This window comes from Blastopirellula sediminis (assembly GCF_020966755.1).
GTDB lineage: Bacteria > Planctomycetota > Planctomycetia > Pirellulales > Pirellulaceae > Blastopirellula > Blastopirellula sediminis.
Genome location: NZ_JAJKFT010000010.1, coordinates 2,326,573 through 2,345,332 on the forward strand (window position 1 = coordinate 2,326,573; position 18,760 = coordinate 2,345,332).

General features: G+C 57.7%; 15 protein-coding genes. 6 read left to right on the top strand and 9 right to left on the bottom strand.

The annotated features are described in order from the left end of the window. The first annotated feature begins 132 nt into the window (after positions 1 to 132). The 3 genes from LOC68_RS21095 to LOC68_RS21105 all read left to right on the top strand — a co-directional run bounded on the left by LOC68_RS21095 (position 133) and on the right by LOC68_RS21105 (position 5,421). Positions 133 to 1,263 (top strand): SGNH/GDSL hydrolase family protein, encoded by a 1,131-nt coding sequence (locus tag LOC68_RS21095; protein ID WP_230222413.1) that lies wholly within the window; start codon positions 133 to 135, stop codon positions 1,261 to 1,263. Positions 1,264 to 1,901: 638 nt separating this feature from the next. Continuing rightward, positions 1,902 to 3,005, top strand: a complete 1,104-nt coding sequence (locus tag LOC68_RS21100; protein WP_230222415.1) for an Lpg1974 family pore-forming outer membrane protein — start codon at positions 1,902 to 1,904, stop codon at positions 3,003 to 3,005. A gap of 238 nt (positions 3,006 to 3,243) precedes the next feature. Next, complete coding sequence (locus LOC68_RS21105) at positions 3,244 to 5,421, top strand: HTTM domain-containing protein (protein WP_230222416.1); 2,178 nt, start codon at positions 3,244 to 3,246, stop codon at positions 5,419 to 5,421. A 109-nt stretch (positions 5,422 to 5,530) separates the two neighbouring features. Here LOC68_RS21105 and LOC68_RS21110 read toward each other — a convergent pair whose 3' ends face one another. Then, positions 5,531 to 6,745, bottom strand: coding sequence for an argininosuccinate synthase (locus LOC68_RS21110; protein ID WP_230222418.1), 1,215 nt, complete (start codon positions 6,743 to 6,745; stop codon positions 5,531 to 5,533). A 361-nt stretch (positions 6,746 to 7,106) separates the two neighbouring features. Then, on the bottom strand, positions 7,107 to 7,988 hold the full coding sequence (locus LOC68_RS21115) for an SDR family oxidoreductase (RefSeq protein WP_230222420.1): 882 nt from the start codon (positions 7,986 to 7,988) through the stop codon (positions 7,107 to 7,109). A 241-nt stretch (positions 7,989 to 8,229) separates the two neighbouring features. Between LOC68_RS21115 and LOC68_RS21120 the strand changes: the two genes are divergently transcribed. The 3 genes from LOC68_RS21120 (at position 8,230) to LOC68_RS21130 (ending at position 10,899) form a co-directional block, all read left to right on the top strand. Then, positions 8,230 to 9,267: a S1C family serine protease gene (locus tag LOC68_RS21120; protein ID WP_230222422.1), complete on the top strand. Its 1,038-nt coding sequence runs from the start codon at positions 8,230 to 8,232 to the stop codon at positions 9,265 to 9,267. 51 nt (positions 9,268 to 9,318) lie between these two features. Then, the gene (locus LOC68_RS21125) at positions 9,319 to 10,419 is read left to right on the top strand and encodes a S1C family serine protease (RefSeq protein WP_230222424.1); all 1,101 of its coding nucleotides are present in this window, start codon (positions 9,319 to 9,321) and stop codon (positions 10,417 to 10,419) included. A gap of 207 nt (positions 10,420 to 10,626) precedes the next feature. Continuing rightward, entirely contained in the window at positions 10,627 to 10,899 is a 273-nt protein-coding gene (locus LOC68_RS21130; protein ID WP_230222426.1) for a DUF4404 family protein, read from the top strand. 231 nt (positions 10,900 to 11,130) lie between these two features. Here LOC68_RS21130 and LOC68_RS21135 read toward each other — a convergent pair whose 3' ends face one another. The 7 genes from LOC68_RS21135 to gcvPA all read right to left on the bottom strand — a co-directional run bounded on the left by LOC68_RS21135 (position 11,131) and on the right by gcvPA (position 18,687). Beyond that, positions 11,131 to 12,393 carry an outer membrane protein assembly factor BamB family protein gene (locus tag LOC68_RS21135; RefSeq protein WP_230222428.1) on the bottom strand — a complete coding sequence of 421 codons (1,263 nt, stop codon included), beginning with the start codon at positions 12,391 to 12,393 and terminating at the stop codon, positions 11,131 to 11,133. 129 nt (positions 12,394 to 12,522) lie between these two features. Then, complete coding sequence (locus LOC68_RS21140; protein WP_230222430.1) at positions 12,523 to 13,287, bottom strand: hypothetical protein; 765 nt, start codon at positions 13,285 to 13,287, stop codon at positions 12,523 to 12,525. Then, on the bottom strand, positions 13,268 to 13,834 hold the full coding sequence (locus LOC68_RS21145; RefSeq protein ID WP_255670779.1) for an RNA polymerase sigma factor: 567 nt from the start codon (positions 13,832 to 13,834) through the stop codon (positions 13,268 to 13,270). The genes LOC68_RS21140 and LOC68_RS21145 overlap by 20 nt, the downstream gene beginning before the upstream one ends. A gap of 214 nt (positions 13,835 to 14,048) precedes the next feature. Further along, positions 14,049 to 14,726, bottom strand: coding sequence for an FHA domain-containing protein (locus LOC68_RS21150; RefSeq protein ID WP_315859001.1), 678 nt, complete (start codon positions 14,724 to 14,726; stop codon positions 14,049 to 14,051). Between the two features lie 399 nt (positions 14,727 to 15,125). After that, positions 15,126 to 15,863: a lipoate--protein ligase family protein gene (locus tag LOC68_RS21155; protein WP_230222432.1), complete on the bottom strand. Its 738-nt coding sequence runs from the start codon at positions 15,861 to 15,863 to the stop codon at positions 15,126 to 15,128. 9 nt (positions 15,864 to 15,872) lie between these two features. Then, positions 15,873 to 17,327, bottom strand: coding sequence for an aminomethyl-transferring glycine dehydrogenase subunit GcvPB (gene gcvPB / locus LOC68_RS21160; protein ID WP_230222434.1), 1,455 nt, complete (start codon positions 17,325 to 17,327; stop codon positions 15,873 to 15,875). Further along, entirely contained in the window at positions 17,320 to 18,687 is a 1,368-nt protein-coding gene (gene gcvPA, locus LOC68_RS21165; RefSeq protein ID WP_230222436.1) for an aminomethyl-transferring glycine dehydrogenase subunit GcvPA, read from the bottom strand. The genes gcvPB and gcvPA overlap by 8 nt, the downstream gene beginning before the upstream one ends. Positions 18,688 to 18,760: the final 73 nt, after the last annotated feature.

An 18,760-nucleotide genomic window follows, 5' to 3' on the forward strand; every position in this document is an offset into this window, starting at 1 on the left:
GCCCGGACGATAGTTTGACAACCGCGCATTCTCTGGCGATGCTTTAGTTCCCGCCAGAACCTTACGCTCCGCTCACGTTATCCATTCCTGTTTCGCTGATCCCACCTTTCGTACCTAGATAAAGGTCTCTTCGTGACTAGATTGCCCAAAACATGGTTCGTTGCGGCATTGCTGCTGTCCGCTTCCGTTTGCGCCGCGGCCGAACCAAACGCTGAGTCGCTGCAGTTGACGTTGCCCCCAGTCGGATACGCAACCGTCGGGGCGGAAATGAACGTCTACTTTGACAATCTTGTCTTGGCCGACGACTCGCAGGAGCTGAAGTTCGTCGTGACCAGCGATTTGGGAACGACCGAGTCACGTCGCTGGACGGCGACTCCGACTGAGGACCAAATTGGCGACCACAACTGGCAAGTCGAAGTTCTGAAGGGAGACCAGTCGCTGGCGAAGGGAACGATGCGTTGGCATGTTAGCCCCGCTCAGGTTAAGACTCCGCGGGAAGTTTCGCTGCTGCTGATCGGCGATAGCCTGACGCATGCGACGCTCTATCCCAACGAGATTGCCCAGCGGCTCGACTATTCGGGGCTGTCGAAGTGGACAATGTTCGGGACGCACCGACCTACGAACGCCGGCCCAGGCGTAGCGCATGAGGGATACGGCGGCTGGACCTGGGAAAGTTTTCTCAAACGCTATGTCGCCAAACCGGACCTGGCGAAACGTCAGCACAGCAGCCCTTTCGTCTTTCTGGACGAGAAGGAGCCGAAGTTAAACATTTCGAAGTATCTCGAGGAGGCCTGCCAAGGGAAGACGCCCGACTATGTCGTCATCTTCCTGGGCATTAACGATTGCTTCCGTGCCGATTCGCAGGACCCTGTCAAGTTGGACCAGCATATTGATCGTGTGCTGCAGAATGCAGACGCGTTTTTGCAGGCTTTTCACCAAGCTGCTCCCGAAACCGAGTTCGGGCTCTGTCTCTGTACGCCTGGCAACTCGCGGGACGAAGCGTTCACGGCGAATTACCAGGACAAATATACCCGCGACGGTTGGAAACGAATCCAGCACCGCTTGGTTCAGCGGCAACTAAAACATTTCGGTGGGGACCATCCGCTGCATGATCAGCTGGAGATCATCCCGCTGGAGCTCAATCTCGACACGATCGACGGCTATCCCAGCAACAATGCCGTCCATCCGAACGCGGCTGGTTACAAGCAGATCGGCGCATCGATTCACGCGTGGCTAATGGCGCAGTTGACGAAGGCCGATTAGCTCGGCGCCACAATCACTGCAAAAATCGCCGTAGGCTGGGTCGAGACCCAGCTCTTTAAAATCGGGATGTCGAAAATGCTGGGTCTCGACCCAGCCTACGGTACTACAACAATCGCGTGGGTGCCATGGCCACGGCCTTGCGTGGCCATGATTGTGCATGGATTCCGTAAGTGCGTCGGCGAATCGCAAGTGGACTGATCAATTGCGTTAAAGTCAATCAAGCTGCAATCGATTGGCAGTCGAATTCATGGCCACGCAAAGCCGTGGCCATGGCACCCGGGCTCGGCCATTGCAAACAGGTATTCCAAATCGCAGAATCTTGACGAATCTAAATGGAGACAAACGAGCACCCGCTTTGGCCGGTGGAGCCCGCGGCGAAGATGCTAGCATCCTCGAGTTTGATCTGATTTTCCCCAGCCATCACAAATTAGCACACTTCGCGCCTAAGCAACGAAATTAGTTGAAAACTGCATTTCGGGAGTGGAAATTCAATTGGCGGTAAACCGATAGACCTAACTATGTGATGGTGCTTCTTGCGAGGGATGCTGCAGTGCAAGCAGGCGCAAGGACCCAACGCGGCGATATAAGAGAGGGACGTGAAGCATTCCTCTATCCCCAAACAATTGAAGTGACCGCGAATGAAACATGCCTTTTTCGTTGGATTGACGCTGGCTTTGGTCGTCTCGATGGCTGTTGCCGCCTCGGCGGAAGAAGACGTAAAGCTTATGTCTTACGACGATCTGCTTGTACGTATGGAGAATCTCGAACGTCAGGTTCAGTCGCAGTCGCAGTCTCAGCCGGTCTCGCTTTACTCGGAACAGACTTCAGATTTTGCAGCGCAAGGATATTCACCCTGTGCTTGTGCCCAGCAGCCTAAATGCGGCAAGTGGTACGTAGGTTATGAATCGGTCTTCGTCACACCTTTTCAATCGAACAACACTGGCATTATCGCTCAAAACGATCCAGTTATCGAACACATTGGTTTCGATTGGGATATGGAGCAGAGCAACCGAATTGAACTCGGCTATTTGGCTCCAACCTGCGGCATGGGCTGGCGTGCCCGGTACTGGCAGTTTAGCCACAGCAGCACGTTTGACGTCGATAGCAACAATGGTTTAACTCAGGACGAAGGAGCGATCATCTGGGCTTCTACCGACGATGGCGGTACCGTCTTGGGTTTGGTTGACGTCGACACGGCCGTCATTACCCAGTCCATGGATGTGTACGTACTGGACCTGGAATTGCAGAAACAAGCTACCAAGAGCTTCCTTGTAAGTGGTGGTTTTCGCTATGCGGAACTCGACCAGCGTTATCGGGCGGTTACTGATGAAGGCATTGCCGCTAGCGAAATGCAATTTCAAGGCTATGGGCCCACCATTGCGGTAGAGTACCAGAAGCCTGTATACGGACGCTTGGGATGGTACGGCAACGGGCGAACTTCGCTGCTGTTTGGCAAGCAGTCATTTGCCCTCGCCACTGATGGTAGCGACAAGCAGCTTCTGATTGATAATTCGGCCGCTTTAGCCGGAGCGGTGGAGATGCAGCTTGGTTTGAAGTGGACTTCGCGCAACGGCCACTTCTTCCTCAAGTCGGGTCTGGAGACGCAATACTGGGCCAATGTAGGAAGTCCGAATCCCTCGGCCATCTACACCGATGACTCCGACGAAGCGAATGTCGACGACGTGATGAACGAAAGCCTTGGGTTTGTCGGTTTCACGTTCGGGGGCGGTTTCCAGTACTAACGCACTCTTCCGCGCAGCTCTGATCGATCAACCATAAAACGCCCTGGCGGTGACAATCGCCAGGGCGTTTTTTTGCGTCTTCTCTTGACGTCGCCTAAGCGATTTGTCTACAAACTTCGGCCCTCCCTCTGGGCAGAGATTGTCCGTTCTGTCCTTTATCTCCCATAGGATCCCCATGAAAGCCGCTTCCCACCGGAGCAATTCATCGGCGAGCCTCATCGATTCCTTTCGAGCGCGAATGGCCAACCAGATCGATGGATCTTCTTTGGCGATGTTTCGGATTGGCTTTGGGCTGGTAATCGTTTGGCATATTCTTAAGTACTTTAAGAGCCCAACCGGAGTAACGGAAATTGAGCGAGTATTCGCGAGTCCCTTGCTCCATTTCACTTATCCGGGATTTAGTTGGGTTCAGCCATGGAGTGAACCTTGGCTGACGGTTCATTTCGCCGTGGTTGGAGTCGCAGCAGCTTTGGTGGCGTTAGGGCTGTTTTACCGCGTCGCCATAGTGACGCTGTTTTTTGGCTATACCTACATCTTTTTGCTGGAAGCGACGCTTTATAACAATCACTACTATTTGATCTGTCTGCTAGCCTTTCTACTCTGCTTTATGCCGGCCAATCGCTGCTGGTCGCTAGATAATCTAATCGCCAAGCGGTTTCGAAAAATCGCCTTCGAACCTGCCGAGCAAACGGTTGCCGGCAAGGAGATTCCATTTTGGCCTGTCTTTACGCTTCGCTTTCAAATGTTCATCGTCTACTTTTTTGGGGGCGTCGCGAAGTTCAACAACGACTGGTTAACCGGAGAGCCGCTGTTTGGACCAGGGAATATTCTGCATGACTTTATCAATAGCACGATTGGACTTCCTGACGCCATACGGCCGATTCATTTGTGCTTGTTTCTGGCTTGGGGCGGTCTCGTTTTCGATTTGAGCGTCAGCTTTCTGTTGCTTTGGCGAAAGACGCGTTTGCTGGGCTTATTCGCGACAATTATTTTTCATGTACATAATCATTTTATCTTTCCGATCGGTATCTTTCCGGCGATGGCGCTGTCGTCCACGATGATCTTCTTTGATCCCGGTTGGCTACGTCAGTTGGCGGACTGGGTGCGAAGACCGCGCTGGAATCTTCGCCAAAAGACAAGCGAACAACATGTTTCGCCCAGCCAAAATCGTCCCCAAATCGCCTGGGGGCTAGCGATCGCCCTGGCGGGATTCATCGCCTGGCAAACGTCTTGGCCGCTACGACACCTGTTTGTGGAAGGAGACGCCAACTGGACCGAAGAAGGTCAGGATTTCAGCTGGCGGATGATGTTGCGAGCGAAAGCGGCAGGCCATTTAACATGCCATGTGCTTGATCCCGAACTTCATACTGTGAACGAACAAGGACGACCTGCGATTAAATGGGAAGCTTGTCCTGAGGGAACGCCGCGCGCGATTCATATCGCGATCGACTCTCACTTATTCAATTGGAATCATCATCCGGGGCTAACGATCACGCACGAGCCAATCTACGGACGCAGGCTGATCTACAACCCAGGAGCTTTTCATAAAGACCAAGCGGAAGCGGTTCAAGTTGGCCGTGAAAAGATCGAACAGCAATGGCGAAAAACTTTCGGCAGAGTTCCTTCGATTGAGCAAGCGATCACGCTGGAGCAAGCGACCAAATTGATTCGCGAGCGTTTTCAAGCGGAAGTCGCTCGAATGAACTTGGACCAGAAAACAGAAGCCGAGTTTCTAAATCATCTCGTTGAACTGGAGAAAATGGCCAAGTCGGAAGCAGAGCCTGTTGCCGGACAAGAGTCTCGGCGGGTTCAGCTTGTGAATGCGTTGGAGCATCTGGATCAATCTCCTTTGGTCAAGATCGTTCGACCTGTTTTAGGACGTTTGGAGCCCTTTTTACTTCAGGGGGCTCCGTCTTCAGGCGAACCGCTGCTGGTGATTAGCGATCCAGAGCTGACCCAGTCATCCGCCGCCGACGCCGAATTGGATCTGTTGAAACTCTCAAGCGGCGATCCCTATATTGTTTGGACCGACTTCTCTCGGCTTCGACCTTACGATTGGCGTCGCTTGCCGCAAAGTTTCGTCACTTTCGAGGATCGAAATCTAAAAGTGGTTTGGAATCATTTCCGCGAGATCGAACCTTATCAGCTAGAAAAAGTAGCCGTACGCCCTTGGATGATTCATCAGTATGCACAGCGAGTAGGCGGTCTCTGGCGAGCAAAAACAGGTCGCCAGGCCGGCGTATCTGTCGAAAGCTACGTAATGATGAATTATACGGTTCCGCAAATGCTGCTTGATCCAACCGTAGACCTGACCTCGGTCAAATTGAATCACTTCAGCCACAACAGCTGGATTCTTCCGCGAAATCACTCTCGAATCGGCGTTGCCGACCAGCCAGTGGAATCGTTGCGGCGTTAAGCGGAGAAGTTTCTTTGCGAATCACAACGTTCCGTCGGGTGGCGCCCCAAGAAACGCAACAAGGCGCCCACTTGGGCGCCTTGTTGGTTTATCGTGTTGGCTTCGCAGCTTAGTACGATCGCGGCGTCACCCGGCCTTGGACTCGGCTGGGCAAACCTTGGATTCGGAGGAAGCCTTCGGCGTCGGTTTGGTCGTAGCTGCCGCCACCTTCCATCGTGGCGATTCCTTCGTCGTACAAGCTGTTCGGGCTCGTGCGACCGTCGACCATGATGTTCCCCTTGTAGAGGTTCAGGCTCACTTCGCCGGTGACGTGCTTCATCGTTTCGCGGCCGAACGCGAGGAGCGCGTCCATCTTCGGGGCGTACCAGAAGCCGTAGTAAACCATTTCGGCGACGACCGGGGCGAGTTGATCGCGGAGGTGGATCAGGTCGCGGTCGACCGTCAGTTGTTCCAGCACCAGCAGCGCGTCGTACAGGATCGTCATGCCGGGCGATTCGTACACGCCGCGGCTCTTCATGCCGACGAAGCGGTTTTCGACCATGTCGATCCGACCGATGCCGTTGCGGCCGCCGATTTCGTTCAGCTTCAAGACGACCTGCAGCGGCGAGCACTTCTCGCCGTTGATCGCGACCGGCACCCCTTTCTCAAACGTGATCTTCACGTTTTCGATCTTGTCGGGAGCTTGCTGCGGCGAGACGGTCATGCCGAACTCAACCGTGTCGACGCCGTTGACCATCAGGTCTTCCAGGTCGCCGGCTTCGTAGCTGATGTGCAGGCAGTTTTCGTCCGAGCTGTACGGCTTGGCGATCGACGCTTTGACCGGGATGTTCTTTTCTTCGCAGTACTTGATCATCGCGCTGCGGCCCGGGAAGAGCTTGCGGAACTTTTCCATCCGCCAAGGGGCGATGATCTTGACGCTGGGGTCGAGCGCTTCGGCGGCCAACTGGAAACGGCACTGGTCGTTCCCTTTGCCGGTCGCGCCATGGACGTAGGCGTCGGCGCCAACTTCGCGAGCGACCTGCAGACAGATCTTGGAGATCAGCGGACGGGCGATCGACGTGCCGAGCAGGTAGATCGATTCGTACTTCGCTTGCCACTGGGCGATCGGGAAGGCGAAGTCGCGGCACATTTCTTCCTGGCCGTCGACGATACGAGCGCTCTTGGCGCCGCAGGTCTTCGCCTTTTCCAGAATGGCCTGGCGGTCTTCGCAGGGTTGCCCCAGATCGACGTACACCGCGTGCACTTCATAACCTTCGTCTTGCAGCCAACCGAGGATGACCGACGTGTCCAAACCGCCCGAGTAGGCGAGTACGCAGCTAGGCATTGGCGAAAACCGTAAGCAGTAAAAAGGATAGTGGCGTCCCCAGCCGGGTAGACATGCCCGCAGGGAAGGGGTTCATTGTGGTCCGATTTTCCCCGTGCGGCAAGGTAGCGAAGGGGGGAGGGGAGAAAAGCGGAGAGCGGAAAGCCGAAAGGGGAGGGGAGATTACTAGCCCGAGGCGCGAGCCGAGGGAATGTGGCCGAATTGCAGAATGACGAATGTCTAATAACTAATGTCTAAGGAAGGACGAAATCAGAGGCGTTAGAGGCTCGTTGTTGCTACCCGTGGGTGGCCCGACTAGTTCTAGGGAACTGCCGGATCAGCTCGGAACTTGCGACCGCATTTCCCTCGCTCGCGCTTCGGGCTACGAGGCCGATCCCAGAATCGCGGCCAGTCCGGCTCGGTAGTCGGGGTAGTGCGGACGGAGGCCAAGGTGCTCTACCGCCAGGCGGTTTGACATGCGGCGGTTGGATGCGGCCCTCAGTGCGGCGGGCGATGCGGGATCGGCAGCTTCGTAGACCGGGGGCGGCGCGTTCAAGCTACGGGCGATCTGCGCGTAGTACTCGGTCCGCTCGACTGGGTGACCGTCGCTGATCACGTACAGAGATTTGGGGGAGGGATGGGACGCGGTGAGCATAACTGTCTCGACTGCGTCGTCTACATGAATGAGATTTAATGCGCCTTCGCCGGGCGTCGGAATGGGAATTTGAGCCGCAATTTCTTTGGCGCGTGGGATGCGACCCGGCCCGTAGATCCCCGCGAGCCGCAGCGAGACATGCTTCTGTTGCCAGCGTGGATCGGCTCGTAACAATTCTTCCGCAGCCCAACATGCTTTCCCACCGGAACGTTGCGGATCGCATGGGGTTTGTTCATCGACGACTTGTCCGCCGGCGTCGCCGTAAACGCCGGTCGAGCTGACGTAAATCAGCCGGCCGCAGCTAGTGGGCAAATGGTCGAGAACTTTGGCGAGACCCGCGACGTAAACATCTTCGATCGGCTTGCCGGCTGAGCGATCGTATCCGACCGCAAACAGCACGGTATCGACCGAGGGGAGATCGACGAGCGAGTTTTCGTCGGTCACGTCGGCAATGATCGGCCGCAAGCCCCCCTCGGCTAACAGCGCCGCTCGATCAGCGCTTCGCGTTACGGCAAAGACTTCGTCTCCTTGCGCATGCCAACGATTGGCGGCCCGCAATCCGACGTAGCCGCAACCGAAAATCAGCCGACGAGATTGTCCCGTGCTCATGGAAGATCTTTCTGGGACCTGTGGGTAGTTTGCTGCAACCTGAACGATCTTAACGGTTCGGCTGGATGTAACAAGCGTCTACAAAAACACTTACGTTCCGGCTATTCTGACGGTACGGCCTACTTGAGCGATTTTCCGCAAGGTTGGGTCGTACGAATTGTTTCGAAATTGCCGGATTTGTCGCCTATAATAAAAGTCCCCAACTAGAGCCCTAATCTCTCGATCGCGGAAACTTAGGATTATGACGCATCAGACGAGACTCCCTCTCCCCATTCTCCTCCTCCTGTTTGCTGCTATTGGGGTTTCGCTCGTTAAGGCCGAAGAACTGCCGAAGTCGACGGAACCGACCGTCGTTCAAACGGCTCACTTCGCCGAAGTCTTAGCCGGCGACGCTCCCAACAGTTTGGGCGAACTGCGAGCGCTCGAAAAACGGGTCCAGGAAGTCGCCAAGAAAGTGATTCCTTGCACGGTCGGCGTTTCGGTCGGCGGAGCGCAAGGATCGGGCGTGATCGTGACCGAAGACGGTTATGTGATGACCGCTGGCCATGTGATCGGCGAACCGAATCGGGAAGCGGTGATCACGCTCCCCAGCGGCAAGAAGGTGAAAGCGATCACGCTGGGAACCGATCGGAGCATCGACTCCGGCTTGCTGAAAATCACCACGCCGGGCAAGTACGAACATCTGAAGATCGACCACTCGGACGAACTGCGCGACGGACAATGGGTGTTGGTCACCGGGCATCCCGGCGGCTACGTCCAAGACCGTCTGCCGGTGCTGCGGTTGGGACGCGTGTTGGCTTCTTACGAAGACGTGGTTGCGACCGACTGCGTGTTGGTGGGCGGAGACAGCGGCGGTCCGCTGTTGGACATGGACGGGGACGTGGTCGGCATCAACAGCCGCATCGGCAACCGAATTACCGCCAACATGCATGTGCCGTCAGACGCTTACTCCGAAAATTGGAATCGGCTGACGAGCGGCGAAGTCTGGGGGAAACTGCCGGGGACGCGTCCGGTGCTCGGCGTTCGCTGCGACAAGGAAAAGAAAGCGCCGATCGTAATCGAAGTGACGCCGAATTCGCCTGCGGAACGATCCGGGGTGCAGGTCGGCGATCGGATCGTTCGCTTTAACGGACGCGAAACGAAATCCTTTGATGAATTGAAACTGCTAGTCGATCAGACAAGCCCCGGCGACCAGGTTGAAATGGTCGTCGAGCGCGGGGAGCGAACTCTGACGCTGAACGACGTCGTGATCAAAGACGCTCGCGAAATCGACGGTTAGAAGCCAGCGGCTTTTCCCTGCTATTCTCTTGTCCAAGTTGAGGGATAAACGATGATTGCCAAACTCGTGCGCCAGCGAACGCTCTGGAGCGTCACCGCACTCTTTGCGACGGTCTCGATCATGGCGGTCGCCTACGGCCAGGATCGTCACGAAGGGATGATGGCTCGTTTCCTGCAAAAGGTAAACGAACGGAGCAACGTCCGCGTGATGGCGGCGTTTCGCGAAGTGGTCGCCGAGCCGCATGATTCGACGGTCGAACTGCTGATTAAAGACGAACGGGTCGCCCTCGGCGGCATCGTCGACTCGCAAGGTTGGGTCATCACCAAGGCGAGCCAGATCATGGCCCAGCCGAACGTCGACAAGCTGGTCTGCCGGCTTTCCAGCGGCGACACCTTCGCCGCGACGATCGCCGCCCATGATCGCAAGTTTGACGTCGCCCTGCTGAAGATCGACGCGTCCGGCTTGCACGTGATCGAGATGGCCGACGGCGAACCGGAAGTCGGCAGCTTGCTGGCGACGACCTGCCCGAAATCGGAACCGCTGGCGATCGGCGTGATGAGCTCCGCTGCGCGCGCGATTCAAGGCGAGTTTGGCGTGCTGGGGATTCGTCTTCCCGGCGTCGGCGAAGACGTGACCGAAGCCCGCGTGATGCAGGTCTTTGATAAGAGCGCGGCCGACAAGTCGGGACTGCTCGCTGGCGACCTGATCCGTTCGGTCAACGACATCGCGATTCAGACGGCCAGCCAACTGCAAAAGGCGATCCGCGGCTACCAGCCGGGGGACGTCGTGCGACTGACGATCTCGCGCGGCGACAGCGACGTCGACCTGTTGTGCACGCTGGGGGATCGCTTTACCGGGCTCGAAGGGCCGGAAGGGATGGCTCGGCACGAATTCCAGAATCATCTGGGCGGGCCGCTCAGCTCGCGACGCAGCGGCTTTCCGACCGCCTTCCAGCACGACACCTTCCTCCGTCCGGAAGATTGCGGCGGCCCAGTCGTCAATCTCGACGGCAAGGTGGTTGGGCTGAATATCGCCCGAGCGGGACGGGTCGCCAGCTATGCGATTCCGGCCAGCATTTTGTCGGAAGTGGTTCAGAGGTTAAAATCAGAGGCAGCCCCGCAAACGGTTTCGACCGGTCCGGCGGCGCTTTAGCAGCCTGTTGATTTCCTCGGATCGGCTACGTTGCTGAGACTGGGGCGATTGCCGCGTTGTGAATTCCTCGACATATCTAGTGGATATGCCTGCGGACTCACGCCTTGCACTCGCCCCAGTCTCAACAACTCGCTATCGAAGCAGAAAATCAACAGACTGCTCGATTTTGCTCTGACACCTCATTATGCCCTAGGAAAATTGAACGTCATGACGGATGCGGAACAACTGCGCCTGAAGCTACAGGAGTTACAGGCCGAGTTGCGTGAGATCGACGAGCTGGATGGAGAGACCCGTCGACTGTTGGAAGGCGCCATGGAAGAGATTCATGACGCGCTCAGTCACAACAATCCAGACGCGCTGCAGCACCCGTCCCTGGTCGACAATCTGAACCGGGCGACGCAAGACTTTGAATCGTCTCACCCCGGCCTGACCCGCATCATCGGCAGCATGGTCGATATTCTGGGCAACACCGGGATCTAATCTGAGCCACGCGGATACAAGAACAAAAAAGCGACGCCAAACGGCGTCGCTTTTTTTGTGATCACTTCAAACACTAACCCGAGGCGCAAGCCGAGGGAAAGTGCCTGGATTGTATCGAGCGGATATTGAGCAAATCGGACAGTGCACTTCATGGCCGATTCGCATTCGTTGAATGCATTCCCTCGGCTTGCGCCTCGGGTTAGTGTTCGTAAGCGACGTCGCCGACGTTTGCTACTTCTCACCCAAGCAATATAAATGCGACGCGGTGCGGACGAAGAGCTTTCCGCCGGCGGCTGCGGCGGTGGCGTTGCTTCCTTCGCCGAGCGAGAAGCGAGCGAGTTCGCGGAACTCCTCGCCGGTCGCCAGGATGAGGACTTCTCCGTCTTCGCTGACGTTGATCAGTTTGTCGCCGGCGATGATCGGCGAACCGGAATAGTTGCCGCCGATCCGCTGTTGCCAGACCTTTTCGCCGTCGGCGGTGCGAATCGCGGTGACGATCCCTTTGTCGTACCAGAGATAGGTGAGGCCATCTTTGCCGACCGCGCCAGGAACATAGGGCGCCGAGCGATCGAAGCGATAGATCGTTTCGCCGCTTTCCGGATCAACGGCGACCACGTAATTGCCGCCGCCGCCGGAACCGCACGAACCGTAGACGACGCCGTCGATCACGACCGGCGACGAAACGCTCCGCTTGTTGAAGACGGGGTTCGCCCAGATCTGATCGCCGTTCATCGGGTTGTGAGCGGCGACCCCATGGGCCGAGCTGCAGCAGATCAACAGGTCGCGACCATCCTTCGCGTGGTAGATGCAAGGAACCGAGTAGGCGGCGACGTCGCTGTCGCGAGCCGCTTCCCAAACGATGCGACCGGTGGCACGGTTCATCGCCACCAGGCGACTTTGCCCCGCCTTACGGCCGTTCAACGTTTTTTCGTCCCCGAGCTGCATCAGCGACAGGATGACGTACTCGTCGTACACGATCGGCGAGACGCCGAATCCATGTTGGCTGACCCACGGGCCAAGTTCGGTCGTCCATTCGACATTTCCGTCATGGGTTAGGGAGGCCAACGTCGTCTGTTCGCCGTCGCTCCAACCGATGTAAACCGAGTGGGCGTCGACCGCCGGAGTGCTCGACGCGAAGGTGTTCTTCGTGTGGAGGTGATAGCCGGCCGAGGCGAGCCGCTTCTTCCAGATCACTTCGCCGTTGTTGGCGTCCAAGCAGAGGGCGTAAACGAACGAACCATCTTTTTCGCCGCTGAGCAGAAAAATGCGATCCCCCCAGATCACCGGCGACGAGTTGCCGACGCCCGGCAAGTCGGCCTTCCAGCAAACGTCATCCGCTGTGTCGAACGGCAGCTTTAAGTCGATCGGACCGGCCAGGCCGCTCCCGTTGGGACCGCGAAAACGAGCCCAGCCTTCTTCGGCCAAAGTGGGAGTCGAACAGACGACCAGCAGCGTCGCGGAAAGCGCAAGCCAGCGGAGGTAATGCGAGTTCATCGAAAGAGCTCAGGAGGGATAGGAGAATCAGGCGGGAAACCAAGGTGGTCGCTTGGCAATGTAACCCGCAGAGTCCCTTCTGGCTAGCAAATCGACCCCAGAATCTGACCGGAACAAGTAGTTCGCTTGTTAAGTAATTCGGCGTCCGATCGACAGCGGCAGCTTCCAGCCGCGAGCCTGGGGCTTCGCTTCCGGATCGGCGTTGCGATCGGCGGCGGACGGGATCGTCACCTCTTTGATCACCATCAAAGCGGTTCCCATCGACTGCGTGAGGGGGCGAAGCGGGTTTTGGACGGTGTCGATCCACGGGCTGGCGTCGAGCGACGAGACGGCCAAAGCGGACGAATCGAGCGGCAAGCGAGGAGCGGTCGTGACGCCGACCAGGTCGTTGGTCAGGTCCCACGGCAGATCGAACGGCGAGCGGACGGTCGAGACGTACTGCGCGTCTTCCCAGTCGAGTTGTTCCAGCGGCTGGTCGTCCAGGTCGAGATTGTCGGGATCGTTGGTCGCGACGTAAGCGCCGACGCGATCGTCTCCCCGTTGGCTGAGGGAGAAGGGAATGAAGGCCAGGATCAACAGCGACGCGGCCATCGCCATGGCGGCGATTGGCAGCCACGGAGTCGCGGCCGCGTAGTCGTCGGGACGTTCCGCGGCGATGGGCAGGGCAGGGGAAGCGGTTTGCAACTCGGCCAGAATTCGATCGGTCAGGGCGCCGCTGGAGGTCGGCTGGTTCCACGATTCGAGACCGTCGAACAGCATGCCGTAATCAGCCGCGAGTCGCTCGCAGCGCGGACGGTCTTCCGCGTCGACCTGCGCCAGCAGGCGATCGACTTCATGGAAACGCCGCTCGTCGAGAAGCTCTTGCAGCTCGATTTCAAACTCGACGTATTTCATCTTCACGCCCTTCCAATACCCCTCGTTGGGTTAAGCGAGCGATCATCTCCCTCCGCGCTCGGTGAACCCAGGTTTTGATCGTCCCTAGCGGTTTTCCTAACTGCTCGCTGATCTCGATATAGCTCAGCTCATGTTCATGAAACAATAAAAAAGCTTGTCGGTATTCCGACCGGACTTGCTGCAGGGCCAAATGGACTTCTTCGGTCAAAATCTGGGCCGGCTGCAAGTCAGGTCGGTGATCGGCGACATGCTCTTCGATCGGGTGGGCCTGAGGTCGCCTTTTTCGCTTGGCCAACAAAGTTCGGCAGCGGTTGCCGGCGATCGTCAGAATCCACGGCTCAATCGGGCGGTCGGGATCCCAATGATCCAAGCTGCGGATCACGCGCACGAAAGTCTCTTGGGCCATGTCCTCCGCCTCGTGGTGCTCACCGACCATGCGGAAACAGAGCGCATACACTTTGTTTCGAAACAGGTCGATGAACTGCCGTATGGCGGAACTATCCCCCTCACGGCATTGATCGACTAACAGGCGAATGTCAGAGGTCAACGGCCAAACCTTTCCGCGGCGCTTTCCGTTCAGAAGTACTTACTTGGGGAGGTCGACCAGGGTTTCATCAAAGCGGATTGATTTTTGCCGATCGACGGGCTTTCCGCAGTTCGCCGTCAGAAGGCGAATCTTGGGGCTATTATGACAGAAGAGACGCAAAAAAAGCCGGCGTAAGGCCGGCTTTCTTTGAATCTTGTTGTGTTGAAGCAGTCGATTAACGCCGATCGAACATCTTCTTCAGCGTCTCTTGAGCCGCGTCGCGGCTGTTTTGGGCTTCTTCCTTCGCCATTTGCGGAAGTTTGCCGTATTCCTTCTTCTTGCGGCCCCCAAAGAGACCCATGAAGCCAGACTTGGTACCGTTGGTCGTTTCGTCTTCGGTGGTCGGCTTTTCTTCGTCTTCGGCGAAATCTTCGACCGAGACGGTTTCGCCGATCCGGAATTGGCGACCTTCCGGATTGTGGAGTCGGTCCATCCGGTCTTCTTCGTCCGCTTCGGCCAGCCAGCTGGCGACGTCGGAGTCATTCAGACCGGCTTCCGCAACTCGCGTAGCCGCTTCTTTCACGCTGTTCACGCGGGGCCGTTTGGCGGCGCCGAGCGAATGATCAATCAGCACGAGGAATTCGAGAGGACCAACGCGAAGCTCGTCCCCCATCTTCAGTTCAACCGTGCCGCTTATTGGTTCGTTGTTGACGAAGGTGCCATTCTTGCTGCCGAAATCTTCAATCACTAGCTTCGAGTCGGCGACGCGCAGCTCGCAATGTCGGCGACTAATCATGTCGCTTTTCGGTTTCAGGTGACATCCATCGCCGCGTCCAATGACAAAGCTATCGACAGGAATCTTGAATTCCTTGCCGGCGCTTGGCCCTCGAACAACCCTTAACATTACTTGCATCGACAATCCTTCCTTCGCTTTAGTCCCGCCCCCGAGATTCTCTGAACGAAATAATTACGGTTCGCAATATTTGGGAACAAAACCGCGAATAGGATTAAGGAGACGTATCGACTGCAGTCGCTTCGTACGCGGTCGAACATCAAGTGGAAAAGGAATCTTCGCTTGCCGGATGATAAGTACGTATTGGCAAGCAATTAGCTACTTAGCGTAATATTGGCGAATGCCAGAAAAAATGACCTATCTGAGGGGGTACGTTCCAAATTTGGAAACTTCACATTCCCTTAAATCGTCTTCTTTCATTTCTGTTATCGGCAAAACCGTGGCAGTCACACCAGGACCATAATACTCCGCCGTTAAGTGGCGGTCAAAGGATTGGTTTCTTCCTGTCGCCCCGATTTTCTACTTTTTCTCTGTCCAATCCGGGGAAGCGAATCGCGACTTTTCCGTCTCTGCAGCCAGGAGGGTCTCCGACTCGGTCAGACCCCCAATCTCGAAATTCACACCCAGTACGCTGCTAAGATTCGGCAGCCAAACATTTTGCAGCTCATTGGGATCGATTACCGTGCTAGCAAGGTCGGCGATTCCCGGCAGTTGCGGGGCCTTTGCTGAGCGGGCGAGCAGAATACTGCCATGCTGCAGTACCGCCCCCTTGCCACGCCGCTGTGCGCTGCCGCAAATCTTATAGCCGTCGACTATTACGTCGACGCTGCTCCGGCGCTGGAAGCAGAGAAACGGGTCGCCGCTTGCGTGCTTCTGTGGGTTGCCGCAAATGGAAGCGGTCACGCCGAGATCGGCCAGCGTATCGATCAGCGACTGGTGGAAGAGGTCAAACAGGCTGGTCACCGATGTGCTGCGCGGGTCAGCAGTCGGAACGCAGTAGCTGTAGGTCAGCTCAAGATCATGCATGATGGCGCCGCCGCCGGAAGCGCGACGGACGCAGGCCGACTCGCGGCTCTCCTCGTGGGTCCAGCGGTCAGCGTACTTCTGAAAGTAGCCGAGCGACAGCGTCGGCTCGCTCCACTGATAGAAGCGGAGCGTCGCCGTCTGGCTGTCGGCGGTCGACTCCAGCAAGGATTCGTCGACCGCCATGTTCCAGCTTCCCGTGTGGGAAGCGTTTTCAATCAGGCGAACCGCCATGGCACTCGCCTAGTTGCAGACGGCCCGCAGGCAGGGCTGACGCGCCGCGAGAACTTCGTTCGGGCGGCTGATCGGCGTCGTGTGCGGCGCTTCGTGCAGCAGGTCGGCCGGCTCTTCGGTGATGCGGAAGAGGGTCTCGACGAAGGCGTCGAGCATCTCTTTGCTTTCCGTTTCGGTCGGCTCGATCATCATCGCTTCCGGCACCGTCAGCGGGAAGTAAACGGTCGGAGCATGATAGCCGTAGTCGAGGAGCCGCTTGGCGATGTCCATCGCGGTGACTCCCTTTTCCTGCTTCAGCTTCGACGCCGACGCGACGAACTCGTGCATGCAGCGTTGTCCGTGCGGAACCGGCAGGAAGTGCTTCACCTTGCTGAGCAGGTAGTTGGCGTTGAGCACGGCGTTTTCCGACACCGCCTTCAGGCCGTCCGGGCCGTACGACAGGATGTAGCAGTAAGCGCGAACCAGCACGCCGACGTTGCCGAAGAAGGTGCGGACGCGACCGATCGAATCGGGACGGTCATAGTCGAGACGGTACTTGTCCCCTTCCTTCACCACGATCGGCGAGGGGAGGAACGGGCCCAGTTTCTCATGCACGCAAATCGGACCAGCGCCAGGACCGCCGCCGCCGTGAGGGCCGCTGAAGGTCTTATGCGGGTTGTAGTGCATCATGTCGGCGCCGATGTCGCCGGGACGCGAAATGCCGAGCACGGCGTTCATGTTGGCGCCGTCCAGGTAGATCAAACCGCCGACGGCATGGACCGCTTCGGCGATCTCGGCCATCTGCGTTTCAAACAAGCCGAGCGTGCTCGGGTTGGTGATCATGAAGACGGCGACCTGATCGTTCAGCTTGCTGCGGAGGTCTTCCATGCAAACCGCGCCGTCGACCGTTTTGACGGTGACTGCGGTGAAGCCTGCCATCTGAGCGCTGGCCGGGTTCGTACCGTGCGAGCTATCGGGCGACAGGACCAGCTTGCGGTGGCCTTGGCCGATCGAGCGGAAGTAGGCGGCGGCCGCCATCAGTGCGGTCCATTCGCCGTGAGCGCCAGCGGCCGGTTGCAGCGAAATCGCCGGCAGGCCGGAGATTTCGGTCAGGAACTGCTGCAGTTCGTACAGCAGCTGCAGCATCCCTTGGATCGAATCTTCCGGCTGGTAGGGGTGCAAGTCGACGATGCCCGGCAGCGAAGCGAGACGTTCGTTTCGCTTCGGGTTGTACTTCATCGTGCACGAGCCGAGCGGATAGTAGTGCGTATCGACCGACATGTTGAGGGTCGACAAGTTGGTGTAGTGGCGCACGACTTCCGGTTCGGCCAGTTCCGGCAGAGCCGGCGGATTGTCGGCCAGCACGTCAGCCGGCAGCAATTCGCTGAGCGGAGTTTCGGGGACGTCGCACTTCGGCAGAACCACGGCGCGACGACCAGGTTGCGAGAGCTCGGTCAAAAGCTGAGTGGAACGGGTATTACGCATGGATCGTCGTCCGATTGGTAGTCAGGGCCAAAGTTTTCACAAGACCGTCGATCTCGACGCGAGTTCGCTTTTCGGTCACGGTAACCAGGAAGCAGTCGGCCAGTTCCGGGAACCAGGTTCCCAGGGCGACGCCGGCGAAGAAGCCTGCTTCGGACGCTTCGGCCAAAACGGTCGCGACGTCATTTTGCAAATCGCGGACGACGAACTCCTTGAAGAACGGAGTCGCGAAAGCGAGTTCAAATCTCTCGCCGGCGGCGATCTGCTGGGCGGCGTAGTGCGACTTACGAGCACACAACTCGCCCACTTCCTGCATCCCGTGCGGACCCATCAGCGACAGGTAGATCGAGGCGCGAAGTGCGAACAATCCTTGGTTGGTGCAGATGTTGCTGGTCGCTTTTTCGCGACGGATGTGCTGTTCGCGCGTTTGCAGCGTCAGCACCCAGCAGCGTTTGCCGCGACGATCGGTCGTTTCGCCGCAGATACGTCCCGGCATGCGGCGGACGAACTGCTCGCGGCAGGTCATGATCCCCAGGTAAGGACCGCCGTACTGCATCGGCGAACCGAGAGCTTGCCCTTCGGCGACGGCGATGTCGGCGCCCAGGTCGCCCGGTCGCTTCAGCACGCCCAGGCTGAGCGGATCGAACGATTGGACCAGCAAAGCTCCCTTGGCGTGAGCGATGTCGGATAGCGTTTGGACCTGCTCCGGCGAACCGAAGAAGTTGGGCGATTGCACGACGACGCACGCAGTTTGATCATCGACCAAAGCTTCAACTTCAGCCGGGTCTGCCGTTCCGGACGTGACCGGAGCGACGACGATCTGCAGACCGAGCGGACCGAAGTAGGTCTCCAGGATCTGGCGATACTCGGGATGAACGCTGCCGAGCACGACGACCTTCGCATGGCGATTGGTGGTGTTCATGCTCATGATCACCGCTTCGGCCAGAGCGCTGCCGCCGTCGTAGAGGCTCGCGTTCGAGACGTCCATGCCGGTCAGTTCGCAGATCAACGTCTGGTACTCGAACATCGCCTGCAAGTTCCCCTGCGACACTTCCGGCTGATAGGGAGTGTAGGAGGTGTAGAACTCGCCGCGCGACGCGATCGCGTCGACCGCCGCGGGAATGAAGTGATCGTAGCTTCCGCCCCCTAAGAAGCAGACCTTGTCATTGGGACCCTGGTTTTTGCCTGCGAGCGCCGAAAGGTGCTGCGTCAGTTCCAGTTCGCCCATCGCTGGCGGCAGGTCGAGAGGACGACCGAGACGCAGTGACGCCGGGATTTGCTCGAACAACTCTTCGATCGAAGACGCGCCGATCGAGGCGAGCATTTCTTGCTGTTCTTGGGGAGTGTTAAATAGGTAAGCCATAATTTTTCGCGTTGGTCCATATTTGACGTTGCGTGATCGCTGACAGGAAAAAAGACGCCGGGTGGCGCTGGCC